Consider the following 16,285-nt stretch of genomic DNA (forward strand, 5'->3'; position numbering starts at 1 on the left):
CCGTCATGACCATTTCGTCAGTACTCGTTGCCAACCGCGGCGAGATCGCCCGCCGCGTGTTCACGACCTGCCGCGCCGAGGGCATCGACACGGTCGCCGTGTTCTCCGATCCGGACTCCGCGTCACCGCACGTCGCCGACGCCGACGTCGCCGTCCGGTTGCCCGGTTCCGCGTCGTCGGAGACGTACCTCCGCGGAGACCTGATCATCGAGGCGGCGCAGCGCGCGGGCGCCGACGCGATCCACCCCGGTTACGGGTTCCTGTCCGAGAACGCGGAGTTCGCGCGCGCCGTGCAGGATGCGGGCCTCACCTGGATCGGTCCGCCGGTGAAGGCGATCGAGTCGATGGGGTCGAAGGTCGAGTCCAAGGCCATGATGCAGAGCGCCGGTGTGCCGGTGCTCGATCGGCTCGACCCCGCGTCCGTCACGCAGGACGATCTGCCGGTGCTCGTGAAGGCGTCCGCCGGTGGTGGTGGTCGCGGTATGCGCGTGGTGCGTGAACTCGACGCCCTGCAGGACGAGATCGACGCGGCGTCGCGGGAGGCGCTGTCCGCCTTCGGTGACGCGACGGTCTTCTGCGAGCGCTATCTCGAGACGGGCCGCCACATCGAGGTCCAGGTCATGGCGGACCGCCACAGCACGGTGTGGGCGGTGGGCGAGCGGGAGTGCTCCATCCAACGACGCCACCAGAAGGTGGTCGAGGAGGCGCCGTCTCCGCTCGTCGAGCGCGTTCCGGGTATGCGGGAGAAACTGTTCGAGGCGGCGCGCATCGCCACCGAGGCGCTCGACTACGAGGGGGCCGGCACCGTCGAGTTCCTCAGCGACGAGCGCGGCAACTTCTACTTCCTCGAGATGAACACGCGCCTGCAGGTCGAGCACCCGGTGACCGAGTGCACCACCGGTCTCGATCTGGTGGCACTGCAGATCCACGTCGCCGCGGGCGGCGCGCTCCCGGCCGAGCAGCCCACCACGCGCGGACACTCGATCGAAGTGCGTCTGTACGCGGAGGATCCGGCGCGCGACTGGCAGCCGCAGAGCGGCGTCGTGCACCACGTCGAGTTCGACGGAGCGCGAGAGTTCGAGGTGCTCACGCGAACAGGCCTGCGGGTGGACTCGGGCATCGTCGACGGCAGCGTGGTGGGGACCCACTACGACCCTATGCTCGCCAAGGTGATCTCGTACGCGCCCACCCGGGAGCAGGCGGCCGGAATCCTGGCGAAAGCGTTGCTGCGCTCGCGCATTCACGGGGTGCGCACAAACCGCGACCTGCTCGTCACGGTGCTGAGACACCCCGCGTTCCTCGCGGGCGACACTGACACCGCGTTCTTCGCGACGCACGATCTCGCGGTCCTCGCTCGGCCCCTCGTCGACGACCGGGGTGTGCGGCTGTCCGCACTCGCCGCAGCGCTCGCGGACGCCACCCGATCGAGAGAATCGGCGACGGTGGGCCGATCCCTCCCCAGCGGCTGGCGCAACCTCGCCTCCGTGCCGCAACGCAAGACGTACGCGGTGAACGGCACCGAGATCGTCGCCGAGTACCGGCTGTCGCGCGGAACGCTCGTCACCGACGTCGACGACTGCGCGCTGGTCCGGGCCGAGTCCGACCGGGTGGTGCTGCTGGCCGACGGTGTGCGACGCGAGTTCCACGTCGCGGTCCACGGCGACGCCGTGTTCGTCGACTCGTCGCTCGGACCGGTACGGCTCGAACGGGTTCCGGTGTTCGTCGATCCGAGCGAGATCGTCGCCGCCGGATCGCTGCTGGCACCGATGCCCGGCAGCGTCGTGCGGATCGGTGCTGCCGTCGGCGACACCGTCACCGCCGGCCAACCGATCCTGTGGCTCGAGGCCATGAAGATGGAACACACGATTACCGCACCCGCGGCGGGCGTGCTGACCGAGCTCACGGTCACCGTGGGACACCAGGTGGACGTCGACGCCGTACTGGCGGTCGTCGCAGCAGAAGGAGATCAGGCATGAGCTTCATCGAGACGGACGAGCAGAAGAGCCTCCGCGCCGCGGTGGCCGGACTGGGCAAGCGCCACAACTACATCGACTACGTGCTGCCCAAGGCACGCAAGGGTGAGGCACTCACCGAACTGTGGCACGAGGCCGGGCAGTTGGGCTTCCTCGGGGTGAACCTCCCCGAGGAGTACGGCGGCGGCGGTGCCGGCATCTACGAGCTCGCACTGGTCCAGGAGGAGATGTCCTCGTTCGGTGCGGGCCTGCTGCTCGTGGTCGTCAGCCCGGCGATCTGCGGCACCATCATCGCGAAGTACGGCACCCCCGAGCAGAAGCAGTCCTGGCTGCCCCGCCTCTCGGACGGCTCCGCGATCATGGCGTTCGGCATCACCGAGCCCGACGCCGGCTCCAACTCCCACCAGATCACCACCACCGCGCGACGCGACGGTGACGAGTGGGTGCTGCGCGGCAGCAAGATCTACATTTCCGGCGTCGACCAGGCCGACGCGGTGCTCATCGTCTCCCGTACGGAGGACGCGAAGACCGGGAAGCTGAAGCCGGCGCTGTTCATCGTGCCGACCGATGCACCGGGCCTGAACAAGACGCAGATGCGCATGGACATCATCGAGCCCGATCATCAGTTCACGCTGTTCCTCGACGACGTCCGGCTGCCGGCCGAGGCGCTGGTCGGTGAGCCCGACGCGGCGTTGATGCAGTTGTTCGCGGGTCTCAACCCCGAGCGCATCCTCGGTGCGGCGATGGCCGTCGGCATGGGCCGCTACGCCCTCGACGCCGCCGTGAAGTACGCGAACGAGCGCACCGTGTGGAAGAGCCCCATCGGGGCGCACCAGGGAATCGCGCATCCGTTGGCGCAATGCAAGATCGAGCTCGAACTGGCGAAGCTGATGATGCAGAAGGCCGCGGTGCTCTACGACAGCGGTGACGATTTCGGTGCGGCGGAAGCGGCCAACATGGCGAAGTACGCGGCCGCCGAGGCCAGCATCAAGGCCATCGACCAGGCCATCCAGACGCACGGCGGCGCAGGCCTGACCGAGGAGTACGGCCTCGCGTCCATGCTCGGTGCGGCGCGCATCGCCCGCGTGGCTCCCGTCAGTCGGGAGATGATCCTGAACTTCGTGTCCCAGCACTCGCTGGGCCTGCCGAAGAGCTACTGATGGCGGGCAGGCCGGAGGCCGGTCGGGGCGACGGAATATCTGTGCGGGTCGATCGGTCGGAGGGCGTGGTGACTCTGACCCTCGACACCCCGCACAATCGCAACGCCCTCTCCACCGCCCTGGTCGACGACCTGACGGCGGGGCTCCGCGACGCGGGCGCGGATCGCGACGTCCGCGCCGTGGTCCTCACCCACACCGGCGGAACATTCTGTGCAGGTGCCGATCTCACGGAGGCGGGCAGTTCCGTCTCCTCGCGCACCGAGCAGATGCTGACGCTGCTGCGGGCGATCCTCGAGACGCCGAAGCCGGTGATCGGCAGGATCGACGGGCATGTGCGTGCCGGCGGTATGGGCCTCGTGGGCGCGTGCGATCTGGTGGTGGCCGGGCCGAAGAGTTCGTTCGCGCTGACGGAGGCGCGGCTGGGGTTGGCCGCGTCCATCGTCTCCTTGACGGTGGTGCCGAGGATGACCTCGCGTGCGGCGAGCCGGTACTTCCTGACGACGGAGACGTTCGGCGCGCACGAGGCGGAGGCCATCGGGCTCGTCACCGAGGCTGCGGCCGACACCGGGGCCACGGTGGCCGAACTCGTCGCGGCGATTCGTCCGTCGTCACCGCAGGGTCTCGCGGCGTCGAAACGCCTCACCACCGCCGCGATGCTCGAGGAGTTCGACCGCCGGGGCGCGGACCTGGCGGAGGAGTCCGCGAGGCTGTTCGCATCGGACGAGGCGCGGGAGGGGATGATGGCCTTTCTGCAGAAGCGCAGCCCGTCGTGGGCCGCACCGGCGGAGTCGTCCGGCGCCGCTGTGGGGAAGGAGACGTGACGGCCATGACCGTGCCCACTCGTCACCGGGTCGGTGACACCCGCAGCCCGAAGCAGGATCGCAGCCGCGCCACGCGACTGCGTCTGCTCGAGTCCACGATCGACGCGCTCGCCACCGAGGGATGGGCGGCGACGACGGTCGCCGTCGTGGCCGAGCGGGCCGGCGTCTCTCGCGGTGCCACCCAGCATCACTTCCCGACGCGGGAGGACCTCATCACCGCGGCGCTCGAGTACATGTTCGACACGCGCATGGGGGAGGCGCGAGCCGAGAGCAGTGCGCTCCCGCAGGGCGCCGGGCGGACCGAGGCCGTGGTCACCCGGCTGGTCGACTACTACACGAGCCCCATCTTCCGTGCCGCGCTGCAGGTCTGGACCGCCGCGGCCGCGGATCCCGAGATGCGTGCCCGGGTCCTGCCTCTCGAGGAGAAGTTCGGTCGCGTGGCGCACCGCACGGCGGTCGATCACCTCGGCGCCGACGACAGTGATCCGCGCACCCACCGACTCGTGCAGGCCACCCTCGACCTGGCCCGCGGGCTCGGTCTCGCCGACGTGCTCAGCGACGACTCGCGCCGCCGCGCCGAGATCGTGAAGGTGTGGGCCTCGGTGCTCGACGCCTCCCTGGCCCTCGACGCCACCACTACCACCGCGAGTACGTCCGAACCGTCGTGATCGGCGCTCGCATCACGGCACTTTCGGCGTACTCGCGACAGTCCGCACTCCGATAAGCTGCCGCCATGAACTCCGTGCGGTGGGCCGGCGTGGCAGCAGTGGTGCTGCTCGGGCTCACCGGTTGCGGATCCGACTCCGACGCCGCCACCGACGACGCGCCGTCCACGTCCGCGTCGCAGGGACCCGGCCCGTTCTTCAGCGTCTGCGGCGGTCTGTCCGACGAGGAGGTCCGCACTGCGTTCGCCGTGCCGTCGTTCGCGATCGTGACCCGCAACTCGGTGGGCTGCGAGTGGGAGGTGTCGGGTCCGACCGGCCCTTCTGTCAGCTTCTCCTGGTACCGCGGGAGCCCGATCGGGCGTGAGCGCATGGGGTCGGAACTGATCGGCCGACCGGCAGCGGACATCGAGATCGAGGGTCGGCCGGGGTTCGAGGCGCGATCCGAGAACGCGACGGGTGTGACGTACCTCTGCGAGAACGGTCTGCAGTACGGCGACGACTTCGTCCACTTCTCCGTCATGTACGCCGACAGCGCTCCCACCGCGGATCCGTGCGCCGTCGCCGAGAGTCTGATGACGCTCGTCGCGGAGCGCGCGCAGTGAGGGCCGGACGCGTTCTGGCGGCGCTGTCGGTCACCGCGGTGCTCGCCGGATGCGGGTCGACCATCGAGGGCACGCCCGTGGCGGCGGGCGTGAGTGGCGCGGACGGCGAGTTCCGCTCGCTCCTCGAGGAGTGCGACACGGTGACGCCGGAGCAGATCGCCGACGTCGTGGGCGGCGACGCCATCGACCAGGGCTTCATCGGGGCCATCTGCCGGTGGGACCTGACCGGCCCGGGCGGCGCGGTCAAGGTGACGTTCGACTGGTTCGAGACGGGGTCGCTCGCGGCCGAGCGCGAGGCGAACGAACGTATGGGGTGGACGGTGAGCGACGTCGAGGTGTCCTCGCGGAAGGCCCTCGAGATCCGTCAACCGGACGATCCGGCATCGTGCGGCGTGGCGGCGCAGTCGCCCGATTCCGGGGTCATCGGCTGGTGGGTGCAGTATCGGCCGGGGAACCCGACCGACCCCTGTGAGTCGGCCACGCGGTTGATGCAGCTGTCGCTCAATCTGTCGGCGTGACGACGGAAGGGTGAACTCCTGTACCCGATGCAGGGGCGTTTTGACCATCAGGCGCGCCGCCGGGTACCGTTACAGGTCGTGCCCGGCCCAGCCGGTACGTCTGTGTGCCTATGCGAGGTACAGCCGTGTTCGAGTTCACCATCGAGCAAGAACCGCGGCTGCCGTGTGGGGGTATGCGACACACCCGACCGCGGGGTGCACGAAGCCCGCGGAAGCACTACTGGGTGAGGGGCAGCGTTCTCTTGCCCCAACTGCTAGATCCCTGTTTCTCGACACGAAGAAAGCCGGTTCATGCCAACAATCAACCAGCTGGTCCGCAAGGGTCGCACCGACAAGGTCGCGAAGCTGAAGACCGCTGCCCTGAAGGGCAGCCCGCAGCGCCGTGGTGTGTGCACTCGCGTGTACACCACCACCCCGAAGAAGCCGAACTCCGCGCTTCGTAAGGTCGCTCGCGTCCGCCTGACCACGTCCGTCGAGGTCACCGCCTACATCCCCGGTGAGGGCCACAACCTGCAGGAGCACTCCATGGTGCTCGTGCGCGGTGGTCGTGTGAAGGACCTCCCGGGTGTCCGTTACAAGATCATCCGTGGCTCGCTCGACACGCAGGGCGTGAAGAACCGCAAGCAGGCTCGCAGCAAGTACGGCGCCAAGAAGGAGAAGAGCTGACATGCCACGTAAAGGCCCAGCACCCAAGCGCCCGCTGATCAACGATCCCGTCTACGGTTCGCCGCTGGTCACCCAGCTGGTCAACAAGATCCTGCTGGACGGCAAGAAGTCGACCGCGGAGCGCATCGTGTACCAGGCTCTCGAGCAGGCACGCGAGAAGACGGGCACCGATCCCGTCGTGACGCTCAAGCGCGCACTGGACAATGTCAAGCCGGCCCTCGAGGTCCGCAGCCGTCGTGTCGGTGGCGCCACCTACCAGGTTCCGGTCGAGGTTCGTCCGGGCCGCTCCACCACGCTGGCTCTGCGCTGGCTCGTCTCGTTCTCCCGCGCTCGTCGCGAGAAGACGATGGTCGAGCGTCTGGCCAACGAACTCCTCGATGCCAGCAACGGTCTCGGCGCAGCAGTCAAGCGTCGCGAGGACACGCACAAGATGGCGGAAGCCAACAAGGCATTCGCGCACTACCGCTGGTGATCGCGTCTCGGGGGCGCCGGGAAACATCCGGCGCCACCCGAGCGTTGAACCTTCGACTCACTTCTTCCAACACCAAGGCGGGATGAATTCGTGGCACAGGACGTGCTGACCGACCTGAACAAGGTCCGCAACATCGGCATCATGGCCCACATCGATGCCGGTAAGACCACCACTACCGAGCGCATCCTCTTCTACACCGGTATCTCGTACAAGATCGGTGAGGTCCATGACGGCGCAGCCACCATGGACTGGATGGAGCAGGAGCAGGAGCGTGGCATCACCATCACGTCTGCTGCCACGACGTGCTTCTGGAACGACAACCAGATCAACATCATCGACACCCCCGGGCACGTCGACTTCACGGTCGAGGTGGAGCGTTCGCTCCGCGTCCTCGACGGTGCCGTCGCCGTGTTCGACGGCAAGGAGGGCGTCGAGCCCCAGTCCGAGCAGGTGTGGCGTCAGGCCGACAAGTACGACGTGCCGCGCATCTGTTTCGTCAACAAGATGGACAAGCTCGGTGCGGACTTCTACTTCACCGTGCAGACCATCAAGGATCGCCTCGGCGCCAAGCCGTTGGTCATCCAGTTGCCGATCGGCGCAGAGGACAGCTTCGAGGGCATCGTCGACCTGATCGAGATGAACGCGAAGGTCTGGCGCGGAGAGACGAAGCTCGGCGAGACCTACGAGACCGTCGAGATCCCCGAGGAGCTGAAGGAGCGGGCCGAGCAGTACCGCACCGAGCTGCTCGAGACCGTCGCCGAGTCCGACGAGGCACTGCTGGAGAAGCACTTCAGCGGTGACGAGCTGACCATCGACGAGGTCAAGACCGCGATTCGCAAGATGACGGTCAACTCCGAGCTGTACCCGATCCTGTGCGGTTCCGCGTTCAAGAACAAGGGCGTCCAGCCCATGCTCGACGCGGTCATCGACTACCTCCCGTCCCCGCTCGACGTCGCCGAGACCATCGGTCACGCCGTGGGCGACGAGGAGAAGGAACTCACCCGCAAGCCGTCCGCCGACGAGCCGTTCGCGGCGCTCGCGTTCAAGATCGCGACGCACCCGTTCTTCGGCAAGCTGACGTACGTGCGCGTGTACTCGGGCAAGGTCGACTCCGGCTCGCAGGTCATCAACTCGACCAAGGGCAAGAAGGAGCGTCTGGGCAAGCTCTTCCAGATGCACTCCAACAAGGAGAACCCGGTCGCGACCGCCAGCGCCGGCCACATCTACGCCGTGATCGGTCTGAAGGACACGACGACGGGTGACACGCTCTGCGATCCGCAGAACCAGATCATCCTCGAGTCGATGACGTTCCCGGACCCGGTCATCCAGGTGTCGATCGAGCCGAAGACGAAGTCCGACCAGGAGAAGCTCGGCACGGCCATCCAGAAGCTGGCCGAAGAGGACCCGACCTTCTCGGTCAAGCTCGACGAGGAGACCGGCCAGACCGTCATCGGCGGCATGGGCGAGCTCCACCTCGACATCCTCGTCGACCGCATGCGTCGCGAGTTCAAGGTCGAGGCCAACGTCGGCAAGCCGCAGGTGGCCTACCGCGAGACGATCACCAAGATCGTCGAGAAGCAGGAGTTCACCCACAAGAAGCAGACGGGTGGCTCCGGCCAGTTCGCGAAGGTCATCATCGGCCTCGAGCCCTTCATCGGCGAGGACGGCGCGACCTACGAGTTCGAGAACAAGGTTTCCGGCGGTCGTATCCCGCGCGAGTACATCCCGTCCGTGGATGCCGGCGCGCAGGACGCGATGCAGTACGGCGTTCTCGCCGGCTACCCGCTGGTGAACGTCAAGCTGATCCTGCTCGACGGCGCGTACCACGACGTCGACTCGTCCGAGATGGCGTTCAAGATCGCGGGTTCGCAGGCCTTCAAGGAAGCTGCCCGCAAGGCCGGTCCGGTCATCCTCGAACCGCTCATGGCGGTCGAGGTGATCACGCCCGAGGAGTACATGGGCGACGTGATCGGCGATGTGAACTCCCGCCGTGGCCAGATCCAGGCCATGGAGGAACGCAGTGGTGCCCGTGTCGTCAAGGCGCTGGTTCCGCTGTCGGAGATGTTCGGTTACATCGGTGACCTGCGGTCTCGCACCCAGGGCCGAGCGAACTACTCCATGGTCTTCGACTCCTACGCAGAGGTTCCCTCGAACGTCTCGAAGGAGATCATCGCGAAGGCCACCGGAGAATAGTCTCCGAAGCTGGACCCGGTACCACCGTCACACCGCACCACCCGTAAGTACATCCGTAATGCTGCATAACGCAGGCAATAACAGTCCAGGAGGACACAGTGGCCAAGGCGAAGTTCGATCGGACCAAGCCGCACGTCAACATCGGCACCATCGGTCACGTTGACCACGGTAAGACGACGCTGACGGCTGCAATCACCAAGGTTCTGCACGACAAGTTCCCGGACCTGAACGAGGCGTCGGCCTTCGACCAGATCGACAAGGCTCCGGAGGAGAAGGCTCGTGGTATCACGATCAACATCTCCCACGTCGAGTACCAGACCGAGAAGCGTCACTACGCACACGTCGACGCTCCCGGCCACGCCGACTACATCAAGAACATGATCACCGGCGCGGCACAGATGGACGGCGCGATCCTCGTCGTCGCAGCGACCGACGGCCCCATGCCCCAGACGCGCGAGCATGTCCTGCTCGCTCGCCAGGTCGGCGTGCCGTACATCCTCGTCGCGCTGAACAAGGCCGACATGGTGGACGACGACGAGATCATCGAGCTCGTCGAGATGGAGGTGCGCGAGCTCCTCGCCGCACAGGAGTTCGACGAGGACGCTCCCGTCGTCAAGGTCTCCGCTCTCAAGGCCCTCGAGGGCGACGAGAAGTGGGCCGAGTCGGTTCTCGAGCTCATGCAGGCAGTGGACGACTCGGTTCCGGACCCCGTCCGTGAGACCGAGAAGCCCTTCCTCATGCCCGTCGAGGACGTCTTCACCATCACCGGTCGCGGCACCGTCGTCACCGGCCGTATCGAGCGTGGCTCGGTCAACGTCAACGAGGATGTCGAGATCGTCGGCATCAAGGAGAAGTCGACCAAGACCACGGTCACCGGCATCGAGATGTTCCGCAAGCTGCTCGACTCGGGCCAGGCGGGCGACAACGTCGGCCTCCTCGTCCGCGGCATCAAGCGCGAAGATGTCGAGCGTGGACAGGTCGTCGTCAAGCCCGGCACCACCACTCCCCACACGGAGTTCGAGGGCCAGGCATACATCCTGTCGAAGGACGAGGGCGGTCGCCACACCCCGTTCTTCAACAACTACCGCCCGCAGTTCTACTTCCGTACCACGGACGTGACGGGCGTCGTGACCCTCCCCGAGGGCACCGAGATGGTCATGCCCGGTGACAACACCGAGATGTCCGTCGTGCTGATCCAGCCGGTCGCCATGGACGAGGGCCTGCGCTTCGCGATCCGCGAGGGTGGCCGCACCGTCGGCGCCGGTCGCGTCACGAAGATCAACAAGTAAGACCGCCTCACACCGAACGGCGCTCACCCTGCGGGGTGGGCGCCGTTCGGCGTGTGTGGAATCAGGGCAGCACGACGACGTCCGCGGGAGAGCGCGGATCGATCTCGTAGTGGTCCTCGTACTGGCTGCTCATGCCGGTGACGCGCAGTGTCTGCCCCGCGCGGATCGCGCTCACGTCGATGCCCGTCTGCGTGTTGACGAAGACGGTGGTCTCCCCGGTCCGGTCCGCGATCGTGAACTTGTACCCGTACGGCAGATCGTCCACCACGGCGCTCGTGACGCGTCCGACGACCGTCACCAGCGACGCCTCGGTGGACTCGCCGACCACGCGGACCACAACCGGTCTGGGTGCCACCGCATCGACCGGTCCCAGCGACACGATGCTCGTCGGTCGCACCACCAGAAGTCCGGACTGGTCCGCGAGCGACCCCGTGACACGCACCGATGTACCCGGCACGACGTCGGTGGGCGCCGAGGCGCTGATGTAGATGCCGGCGGTGCGGTCCTGGATCCCGAACCCGACGTCGAGGAAGCTCGATGCGAAGGCACCGGGCGGTGTGGTGACCGTGCCGACCACGGTGACCGTGGCGCCGGCGGAGAGAGTGCGCACCTGCGCGATGGGCGGAGCACCGCCCGGAGCGGCCGATGCAGGGGATGCTCCGAGCGTGAGTGCCACGAGGGCGGTGAGGGTCGTGCCGACAGTGCGGCGAAGGATCGTGCGCATCATGTGAGTTCCGTTTCCGCGCCGATCCCGCGTCGGCGCGCGCGCAACCCTCGTCCTCTCGGGTCGCGACGGCAACCGTGCCGAAAAGCGTTGTGACGCCGACTCACTCGACGGCGAAATCCTCCACCGTGACCACAACGGGAATCCGGACGACACGCGCGAGCGTCTCCTGGACGGCGTGGACGACGGAGTCGGGATCTCCCGGACAGCGGACCGTGATGTGCACGGCGCAGGACTCGTGCCCCACCACCACGCCCTCGATGCGTCGACCCGGCAGCAGCGTCACGGCCTCACCGAAGAGGCCGGAGTGCAGGCCGGCCACACCGGGGACCGCGAGCACCGCTGCGGCGATGAGGTCGGCCTCATCGGGCTCGAGCGGAGCGGTCATCCGCTCAGTCTGCGCTCTGTCACATTCCGACCGGCCTCCGGCCTTCCCGCATCCATCGTGGCCGCGCGCCGACGTCCGGAGGTCGGCCGGTGCCGGGGCGGTAGATTGTCACCGTGAACGTCGCGCTGATCGACTCGGGCCTGGGGTCGTTGCCCACGGCAGCCCGCCTGCGTCGACTGCGCCCGTCGCTCGACCTTCATCTGTACCTCGACCCGGACAACGCGCCGTGGGGACCCAAGCCCACCGCGTGGACGGAGGCGCACGTCGTGGAGACGGCGCGGCGCGCCGTCGACGGTGGAGCCGAGGTGGTGGTGCTGCCGTGCAACACCGCCAGCGTCATTGCGCTCGACGCGACCCGCGCGGCCCTGGGGTCCACCCCCGTGGTCGGGACGGTTCCGGCCATCAAACCCGCTGCACTGCAGTGTGACTCGATCACGGTGTGGGCGACGGCGGCGACCACCGCGTCGTCGTATCAGGCGCGCTTGATCGCGGAGTTCGCGTCGGGTCGCACGGTGTCGGCCGTCGCGTGCCACGGGCTCGCCGATGCCATCGACCGTGGTGATCTCGCGGCCGTCAGCGCGGCCATCGCGTCGGCAGCGGCGCGGACGCCGGACGACGTGCAGGGCATCGTCCTGGGGTGCACCCACTATCCGCTGGTGGCGGACGAGATCATGGCGGCGCTGCCGCCGGGTGTGCGGATGTTCGACAGCGCCGAGGCCGTCGCGGCCCAGACTCTGCGCCGCCTCGACGAGGTGTCGTCGCCGCGTGAGGGACACGGGAGCGTGTCGGTGACCCTGTCGGGACGCGACGGTTCCCTCCCCGACAGTGCGTTGCGCTTCGCGGCCGGGCGATCGCTCGCGGTGCCCGCGACGCTCTGACGCCGTCACCGTCCCGGGAATGAGGAGTCGGTGGGGGGAGTTGGACCCACGGTGACGACGACCGAGGTGCGACCCCAGTCCTGGATGACCCCCGTTCGCTCGTTCTGGGTGGTGGCCCTCGTGTTCTTCACCGTCATGGGATCGTCGGCGGCGCCGTCCCCGCTGTACCCCGTGTACCAGTCCCGATGGGGATTCGGCGCGTCGACGCTGACCATCGTGTTCGCCGTGTACGTCTTCGCACTACTCGCCGCCCTGTTGACCGTCGGGTCGCTGTCCGACCACCTCGGCCGTAAGCCCGTGATCGTGACGTCGCTGCTCGTGCTGATCGCCAGCCAGGTCGTCTTCGTGTTCGCCGACGGGGTCGGCTGGCTCATCGCCGCGCGCGTCGTGCAGGGCCTGGCGGCCGGCGCGGCCATGGGTGCCCTGACCGCTGCGATCATCGATCTGCAGCCGACCGACCGTCTCGGCCCCCTGGTGAGCTCGGTCGCACCGGCCTTCGGGCTGGGAGCAGGCGGTATCGCGGCCGGACTGCTGGTGCAGTTCGCGCCGTTCCCCACGACGCTCGTGTACGTCGTGATGATCGTCGCGCTGGTCGTCCTCACGGCGCTCGTCGTGGCGGTGCCGGAATCCGCGGTCCGGGCAGGCTTCGACGACCGTCGACACGTCGTGCGGGTGCTGACGCCGACCCTCGGTCTGCCCGTGTCGATCCGTGCCCACTTCTGGCCGGTCGTCCCCGCGCTCGTCGCGACGTGGTCGCTGGGCGGGTTCCACCTGTCGCTGGGGCCGTCCATCATGGGCACGGTCTTCGATCTCCGCGGCGCCGTCGTGGGCGGGCTGGACATCTTCACGATGTTCACGGCCGGAGCGATCGGTGCCGCGTCCGCTCGTACTCTTCTCCCGCGCACGGCCATGACCGCCGGTGCACTCACTCTCGCCGCGGGCATCGTGGTGAATCTCGTCGGGCTGCACATCGCGGCGGCGCCGCTGTACTTCGTCGGGACCGCGGTGTCCGGGTTCGGCTGGGGCGCGACGTTCCTCGGCGCGATGAGCATCATCGGCGCTCTCGCACCGCCGGAGCATCGCGGCAGTGTCTTCGCCACGACGCTCGTGCTGAGTTACCTCGCCTTCAGCGTGCCGGCCATCGTCGCGGGTGTGGCGATCCACTCGGCCGGTCTCCTCGTCACCGCGACGGTCTACGGAGCGGTCGTCGTGGCGCTGGCGTCGGGTGCCGTCACGACGACGGTGCTCCGCTCACCCGCGCGCGTCTGACCCAGCACTGCGCGGACGGGTTCCATGAGGAATATTGGTGTCCCATGACGTCTGCCGACACCGTGACCGGACGTGCGCGTTTCACGCGCGACGAGATCCCCCGGCTCCTGGGCCTGGCAGCAGTGCTCGTGGCGCTGCACGTCGTCGGGTGGGGCCTGTTCCTGCACTACGACTCGATCCCGGCGATCCACGGCCTCACCGGCGCGGACGGCACTCTCGTCTACGCGGGCGCCGGGGTGTTGGCCTACACGTTGGGCATGCGGCACGCCTTCGACGCCGACCACATCGCGGCCATCGACGACACCACCCGACTGCTGCTGCAGAAGGGCAGGCGGCCCCTGGCGGTCGGACTGTTCTTCTCGCTCGGGCACTCGACGGTCGTGTTCGCGTTCGTCGCCGCGATCGCGTTCGCCGCATCGCGCGCGACGGACTTCCGGGACGCTTTCGCGGACACCGGCGGCATCATCGGCACCCTCGTCTCCGGCACGTTCCTCTACCTCATCGCGGCTCTGAACCTGGTCGTCCTCGTCGGCATCGTGCGCATGTGGCGTGCCGCGCGGCGCGGACAGTTCTCCGACGAGACGCTCGACGATCTCCTCGCACGCAGAGGACTGCTCAATCGGATCTTCCGCGGCCGCTACGACCGGATGATCAGCCACTCGTGGCAGATGTATCCGCTGGGGCTGCTCTTCGGCCTGGGGTTCGACACCGCCACGCAGGTCGGTCTGCTCGCCGTGGCGGGCACCAGCGCCATCGCCGGTGGCCTGCCGCCGATGGCCATCATCGCGCTGCCGGTGCTGTTCGCGGCCGGCATGTCGACGATGGACACGCTCGACGGCGTCTTCATGTCCAAGGCGTACGGCTGGGCCTTCGTCACGCCGGTCCGGAAGATCTACTACAACATCACGATGACGGGCCTGTCGATCTTCCTCGCCCTCGTGGTGGGCACCGTGCAGATCCTGTCGTTGCTCGGTGAGGAACTCGGACTGTCCGGCGGCATCTGGGACGCGGTGGCCGCAGTGGATCTCACCCTGGCGGGCCAGATCGTGGTGGTCGTGTTCGTGGTGGTCTGGATCGGCTCGATCGTCTACTACAAGGCGGCGCGCATCGACGACCGGTTCGAGCGGGAGACGCCGGCGAGCTGAGCCGCGGCAGTCATCGGGCGACGATCGCGTCGTGCAGTTCGGCGTGATCGTCGAAGTACACGGTTCGACTGCCGAAGTGCTGCCAGGTGTCGCTGCCTCGCCCCGCCACGACGACGGTGTCCCCGGCCGCCGCGTCCGCCACGGCGTGGTGGAATGCTGCGCGCCGGTCCGCGATCTCCACCACGCGGACGCCCCGATCACCGGACCGGGCGCCGCGCACGACGTCGGCGCGAATCGAGTGCGGATCCTCGCCGTTGGCACTCTCGTCCGTGACGACGATGTCGTTCGCATAGGCCGCGGCGACCGTGCCCAGCTCGACGCGCTTGCCCACGTCACGGTCACCGGTCGCCCCGATGACCAGGATCAGGCGCCCCGGGGTGATGCGCCGCAGGTACGGCAGGATCGCGCGCTGGCCGGACACGTTGTGCATGTAGTCGACGAGGGCGGTGAAGTCCTGGCCGGCCGACACGGTCTCGCACCGGCCCGGAATGCTGTGCAGCGCCGAGATGCCGGCGGCCGCACGCTCCGCGTCCACCCCACCGGAGACGAGGGAGGCGAGTGCGACCAGAGCGTTCGCCACCTGGTGGGGGCCGAGAACCTGCAGTGAGAGCGGGATGTCGCCCACCGGGGTCCGGGCGAGGAATCGGGTGCGATGCGTCGTGCAGTCGATGCGATCGGCGCGGAAGTCCGCCGAAGGATCGGACACCGAGCACGTCACCGTCGGCACCGCGCACTCCGACGCGAGCCGCCGCCCGTACTCGTCGTCGATCATGACGACGGCCCGTCCGGTGCGGTCCGGGGTGAACAGCGAGGCCTTGGTCCGGTAGTACTCCTCCATCGAGCCGTGGAAGTCGAGGTGGTCCCGGCCGAGATTGGTGAAGGCGGTGACGGCGAACTCCACCCCGTCGACGCGGTGCTGGGCGATGGCGTGCGACGACACCTCGAGGGCGGCGGCCGTGCATCCGTTGTGGACGAACGTCGACAGCGTGCGTTGGAGCACCGTCGCCTCGGGAGTGGTGCGCACCGGGGCCTCGTCGCTGCCGGCGCCGCTGACCGCCACCCCGGAGATCATCCCCGCACGATGACCCGCGGCGCGCAGGCCGGCGTGGTGGAAGTGCGTCGTGCTCGTCTTGCCGTTGGTGCCCGTCGCTCCGAACACGGCCATCGACGAGGACGGGCTCCCGTGGAACCATGCGGCCAGCGGACCGACGACGACCCGCGGATCCGCGACCACGATGCTCGGCAACCGGGTGCCGGGCCGATCGCTGAGCACGGCCACCGCGCCGGCGCGCTGGGCGTCCTCCTCGAAATCGAGACCGTGCCAGCGTGTTCCGGGGAGCGCGACATACAGATCGCCGGGCCGCACCGCACGCGAATCGTCACAGAGATCGTCCACCGTGACCGGCTGGGCGGGACCTGCGACCGATCCGCCCGCGCGGTCGGCGACGTCGACGAGGGACCTCGCCCCTTGGCCACCGGCATGCCGGATCGGACGGCGGGACACGACACTCACCAGGATGCG

General features: G+C 68.2%; 16 protein-coding genes. 13 read left to right on the plus strand and 3 right to left on the minus strand.

Annotation, left to right across the window (positions count from 1 at the left end; genetic code table 11):
- Window positions 1–5 precede the first annotated feature (5 nt).
- From OG947_RS14420 to tuf, 10 genes are all read left to right on the plus strand, one after another.
- Window positions 6–1,976 carry an acetyl/propionyl/methylcrotonyl-CoA carboxylase subunit alpha gene (locus OG947_RS14420; RefSeq protein WP_328812135.1) on the plus strand — a complete coding sequence of 657 codons (1,971 nt, stop codon included), beginning with the start codon at window positions 6–8 and terminating at the stop codon, window positions 1,974–1,976.
- Window positions 1,973–3,133 (plus strand): acyl-CoA dehydrogenase family protein, encoded by a 1,161-nt coding sequence (locus OG947_RS14425; RefSeq protein ID WP_027504609.1) that lies wholly within the window; start codon window positions 1,973–1,975, stop codon window positions 3,131–3,133. The genes OG947_RS14420 and OG947_RS14425 overlap by 4 nt, the downstream gene beginning before the upstream one ends.
- On the plus strand, window positions 3,133–3,954 hold the full coding sequence (locus OG947_RS14430) for an enoyl-CoA hydratase family protein (RefSeq protein WP_328812136.1): 822 nt from the start codon (window positions 3,133–3,135) through the stop codon (window positions 3,952–3,954). Before OG947_RS14425 ends, OG947_RS14430 begins: the two co-directional genes overlap by 1 nt.
- 5 nt (window positions 3,955–3,959) lie before the next feature.
- Window positions 3,960–4,622 carry a TetR/AcrR family transcriptional regulator gene (locus OG947_RS14435; protein WP_328812137.1) on the plus strand — a complete coding sequence of 221 codons (663 nt, stop codon included), beginning with the start codon at window positions 3,960–3,962 and terminating at the stop codon, window positions 4,620–4,622.
- Window positions 4,623–4,687: 65 nt separating this feature from the next.
- Window positions 4,688–5,221 carry a DUF3558 domain-containing protein gene (locus OG947_RS14440; protein ID WP_328812138.1) on the plus strand — a complete coding sequence of 178 codons (534 nt, stop codon included), beginning with the start codon at window positions 4,688–4,690 and terminating at the stop codon, window positions 5,219–5,221.
- The gene (locus tag OG947_RS14445; RefSeq protein ID WP_222645506.1) at window positions 5,218–5,739 is read left to right on the plus strand and encodes a DUF3558 domain-containing protein; all 522 of its coding nucleotides are present in this window, start codon (window positions 5,218–5,220) and stop codon (window positions 5,737–5,739) included. Before OG947_RS14440 ends, OG947_RS14445 begins: the two co-directional genes overlap by 4 nt.
- A 291-nt stretch (window positions 5,740–6,030) precedes the next feature.
- Window positions 6,031–6,405: a 30S ribosomal protein S12 gene (gene rpsL / locus OG947_RS14450; RefSeq protein ID WP_027504614.1), complete on the plus strand. Its 375-nt coding sequence runs from the start codon at window positions 6,031–6,033 to the stop codon at window positions 6,403–6,405.
- A 1-nt stretch (window position 6,406) separates the two neighbouring features.
- Complete coding sequence (gene rpsG, locus OG947_RS14455; protein ID WP_027504615.1) at window positions 6,407–6,877, plus strand: 30S ribosomal protein S7; 471 nt, start codon at window positions 6,407–6,409, stop codon at window positions 6,875–6,877.
- 90 nt (window positions 6,878–6,967) lie between these two features.
- Window positions 6,968–9,070 (plus strand): elongation factor G, encoded by a 2,103-nt coding sequence (fusA, locus tag OG947_RS14460; RefSeq protein ID WP_027504616.1) that lies wholly within the window; start codon window positions 6,968–6,970, stop codon window positions 9,068–9,070.
- A 98-nt stretch (window positions 9,071–9,168) separates the two neighbouring features.
- Complete coding sequence (gene tuf, locus OG947_RS14465; RefSeq protein WP_027504617.1) at window positions 9,169–10,359, plus strand: elongation factor Tu; 1,191 nt, start codon at window positions 9,169–9,171, stop codon at window positions 10,357–10,359.
- A 61-nt stretch (window positions 10,360–10,420) separates the two neighbouring features.
- Here tuf and OG947_RS14470 read toward each other — a convergent pair whose 3' ends face one another.
- Entirely contained in the window at window positions 10,421–11,086 is a 666-nt protein-coding gene (locus OG947_RS14470) for a hypothetical protein (protein WP_027504618.1), read from the minus strand.
- A gap of 100 nt (window positions 11,087–11,186) precedes the next feature.
- A complete protein-coding gene (locus OG947_RS14475; RefSeq protein ID WP_027504619.1) occupies window positions 11,187–11,471 on the minus strand; it encodes a hypothetical protein in 285 nt (94 codons plus the stop codon).
- 113 nt (window positions 11,472–11,584) lie between these two features.
- Between OG947_RS14475 and OG947_RS14480 the strand changes: the two genes are divergently transcribed.
- From OG947_RS14480 to OG947_RS14490, 3 genes are read left to right on the plus strand one after another with little or no spacing between them, the layout of a single operon-like run.
- Window positions 11,585–12,349 (plus strand): glutamate racemase, encoded by a 765-nt coding sequence (locus OG947_RS14480; RefSeq protein WP_027504620.1) that lies wholly within the window; start codon window positions 11,585–11,587, stop codon window positions 12,347–12,349.
- A gap of 51 nt (window positions 12,350–12,400) precedes the next feature.
- A complete protein-coding gene (locus OG947_RS14485) occupies window positions 12,401–13,618 on the plus strand; it encodes an MFS transporter (protein ID WP_328812139.1) in 1,218 nt (405 codons plus the stop codon).
- A gap of 44 nt (window positions 13,619–13,662) precedes the next feature.
- Window positions 13,663–14,763 carry a HoxN/HupN/NixA family nickel/cobalt transporter gene (locus tag OG947_RS14490; protein WP_056441783.1) on the plus strand — a complete coding sequence of 367 codons (1,101 nt, stop codon included), beginning with the start codon at window positions 13,663–13,665 and terminating at the stop codon, window positions 14,761–14,763.
- Between the two features lie 10 nt (window positions 14,764–14,773).
- On the opposite strand, the gene OG947_RS14495 is transcribed toward OG947_RS14490, so the two are convergent.
- Window positions 14,774–16,276 carry a UDP-N-acetylmuramoyl-L-alanyl-D-glutamate--2,6-diaminopimelate ligase gene (locus OG947_RS14495; protein ID WP_328812140.1) on the minus strand — a complete coding sequence of 501 codons (1,503 nt, stop codon included), beginning with the start codon at window positions 16,274–16,276 and terminating at the stop codon, window positions 14,774–14,776.
- Window positions 16,277–16,285 lie beyond the last annotated feature (9 nt).

The organism is Rhodococcus sp. NBC_00297, assembly GCF_036173065.1.
In the GTDB taxonomy this organism is placed as follows: Bacteria; Actinomycetota; Actinomycetes; order Mycobacteriales; family Mycobacteriaceae; genus Rhodococcoides.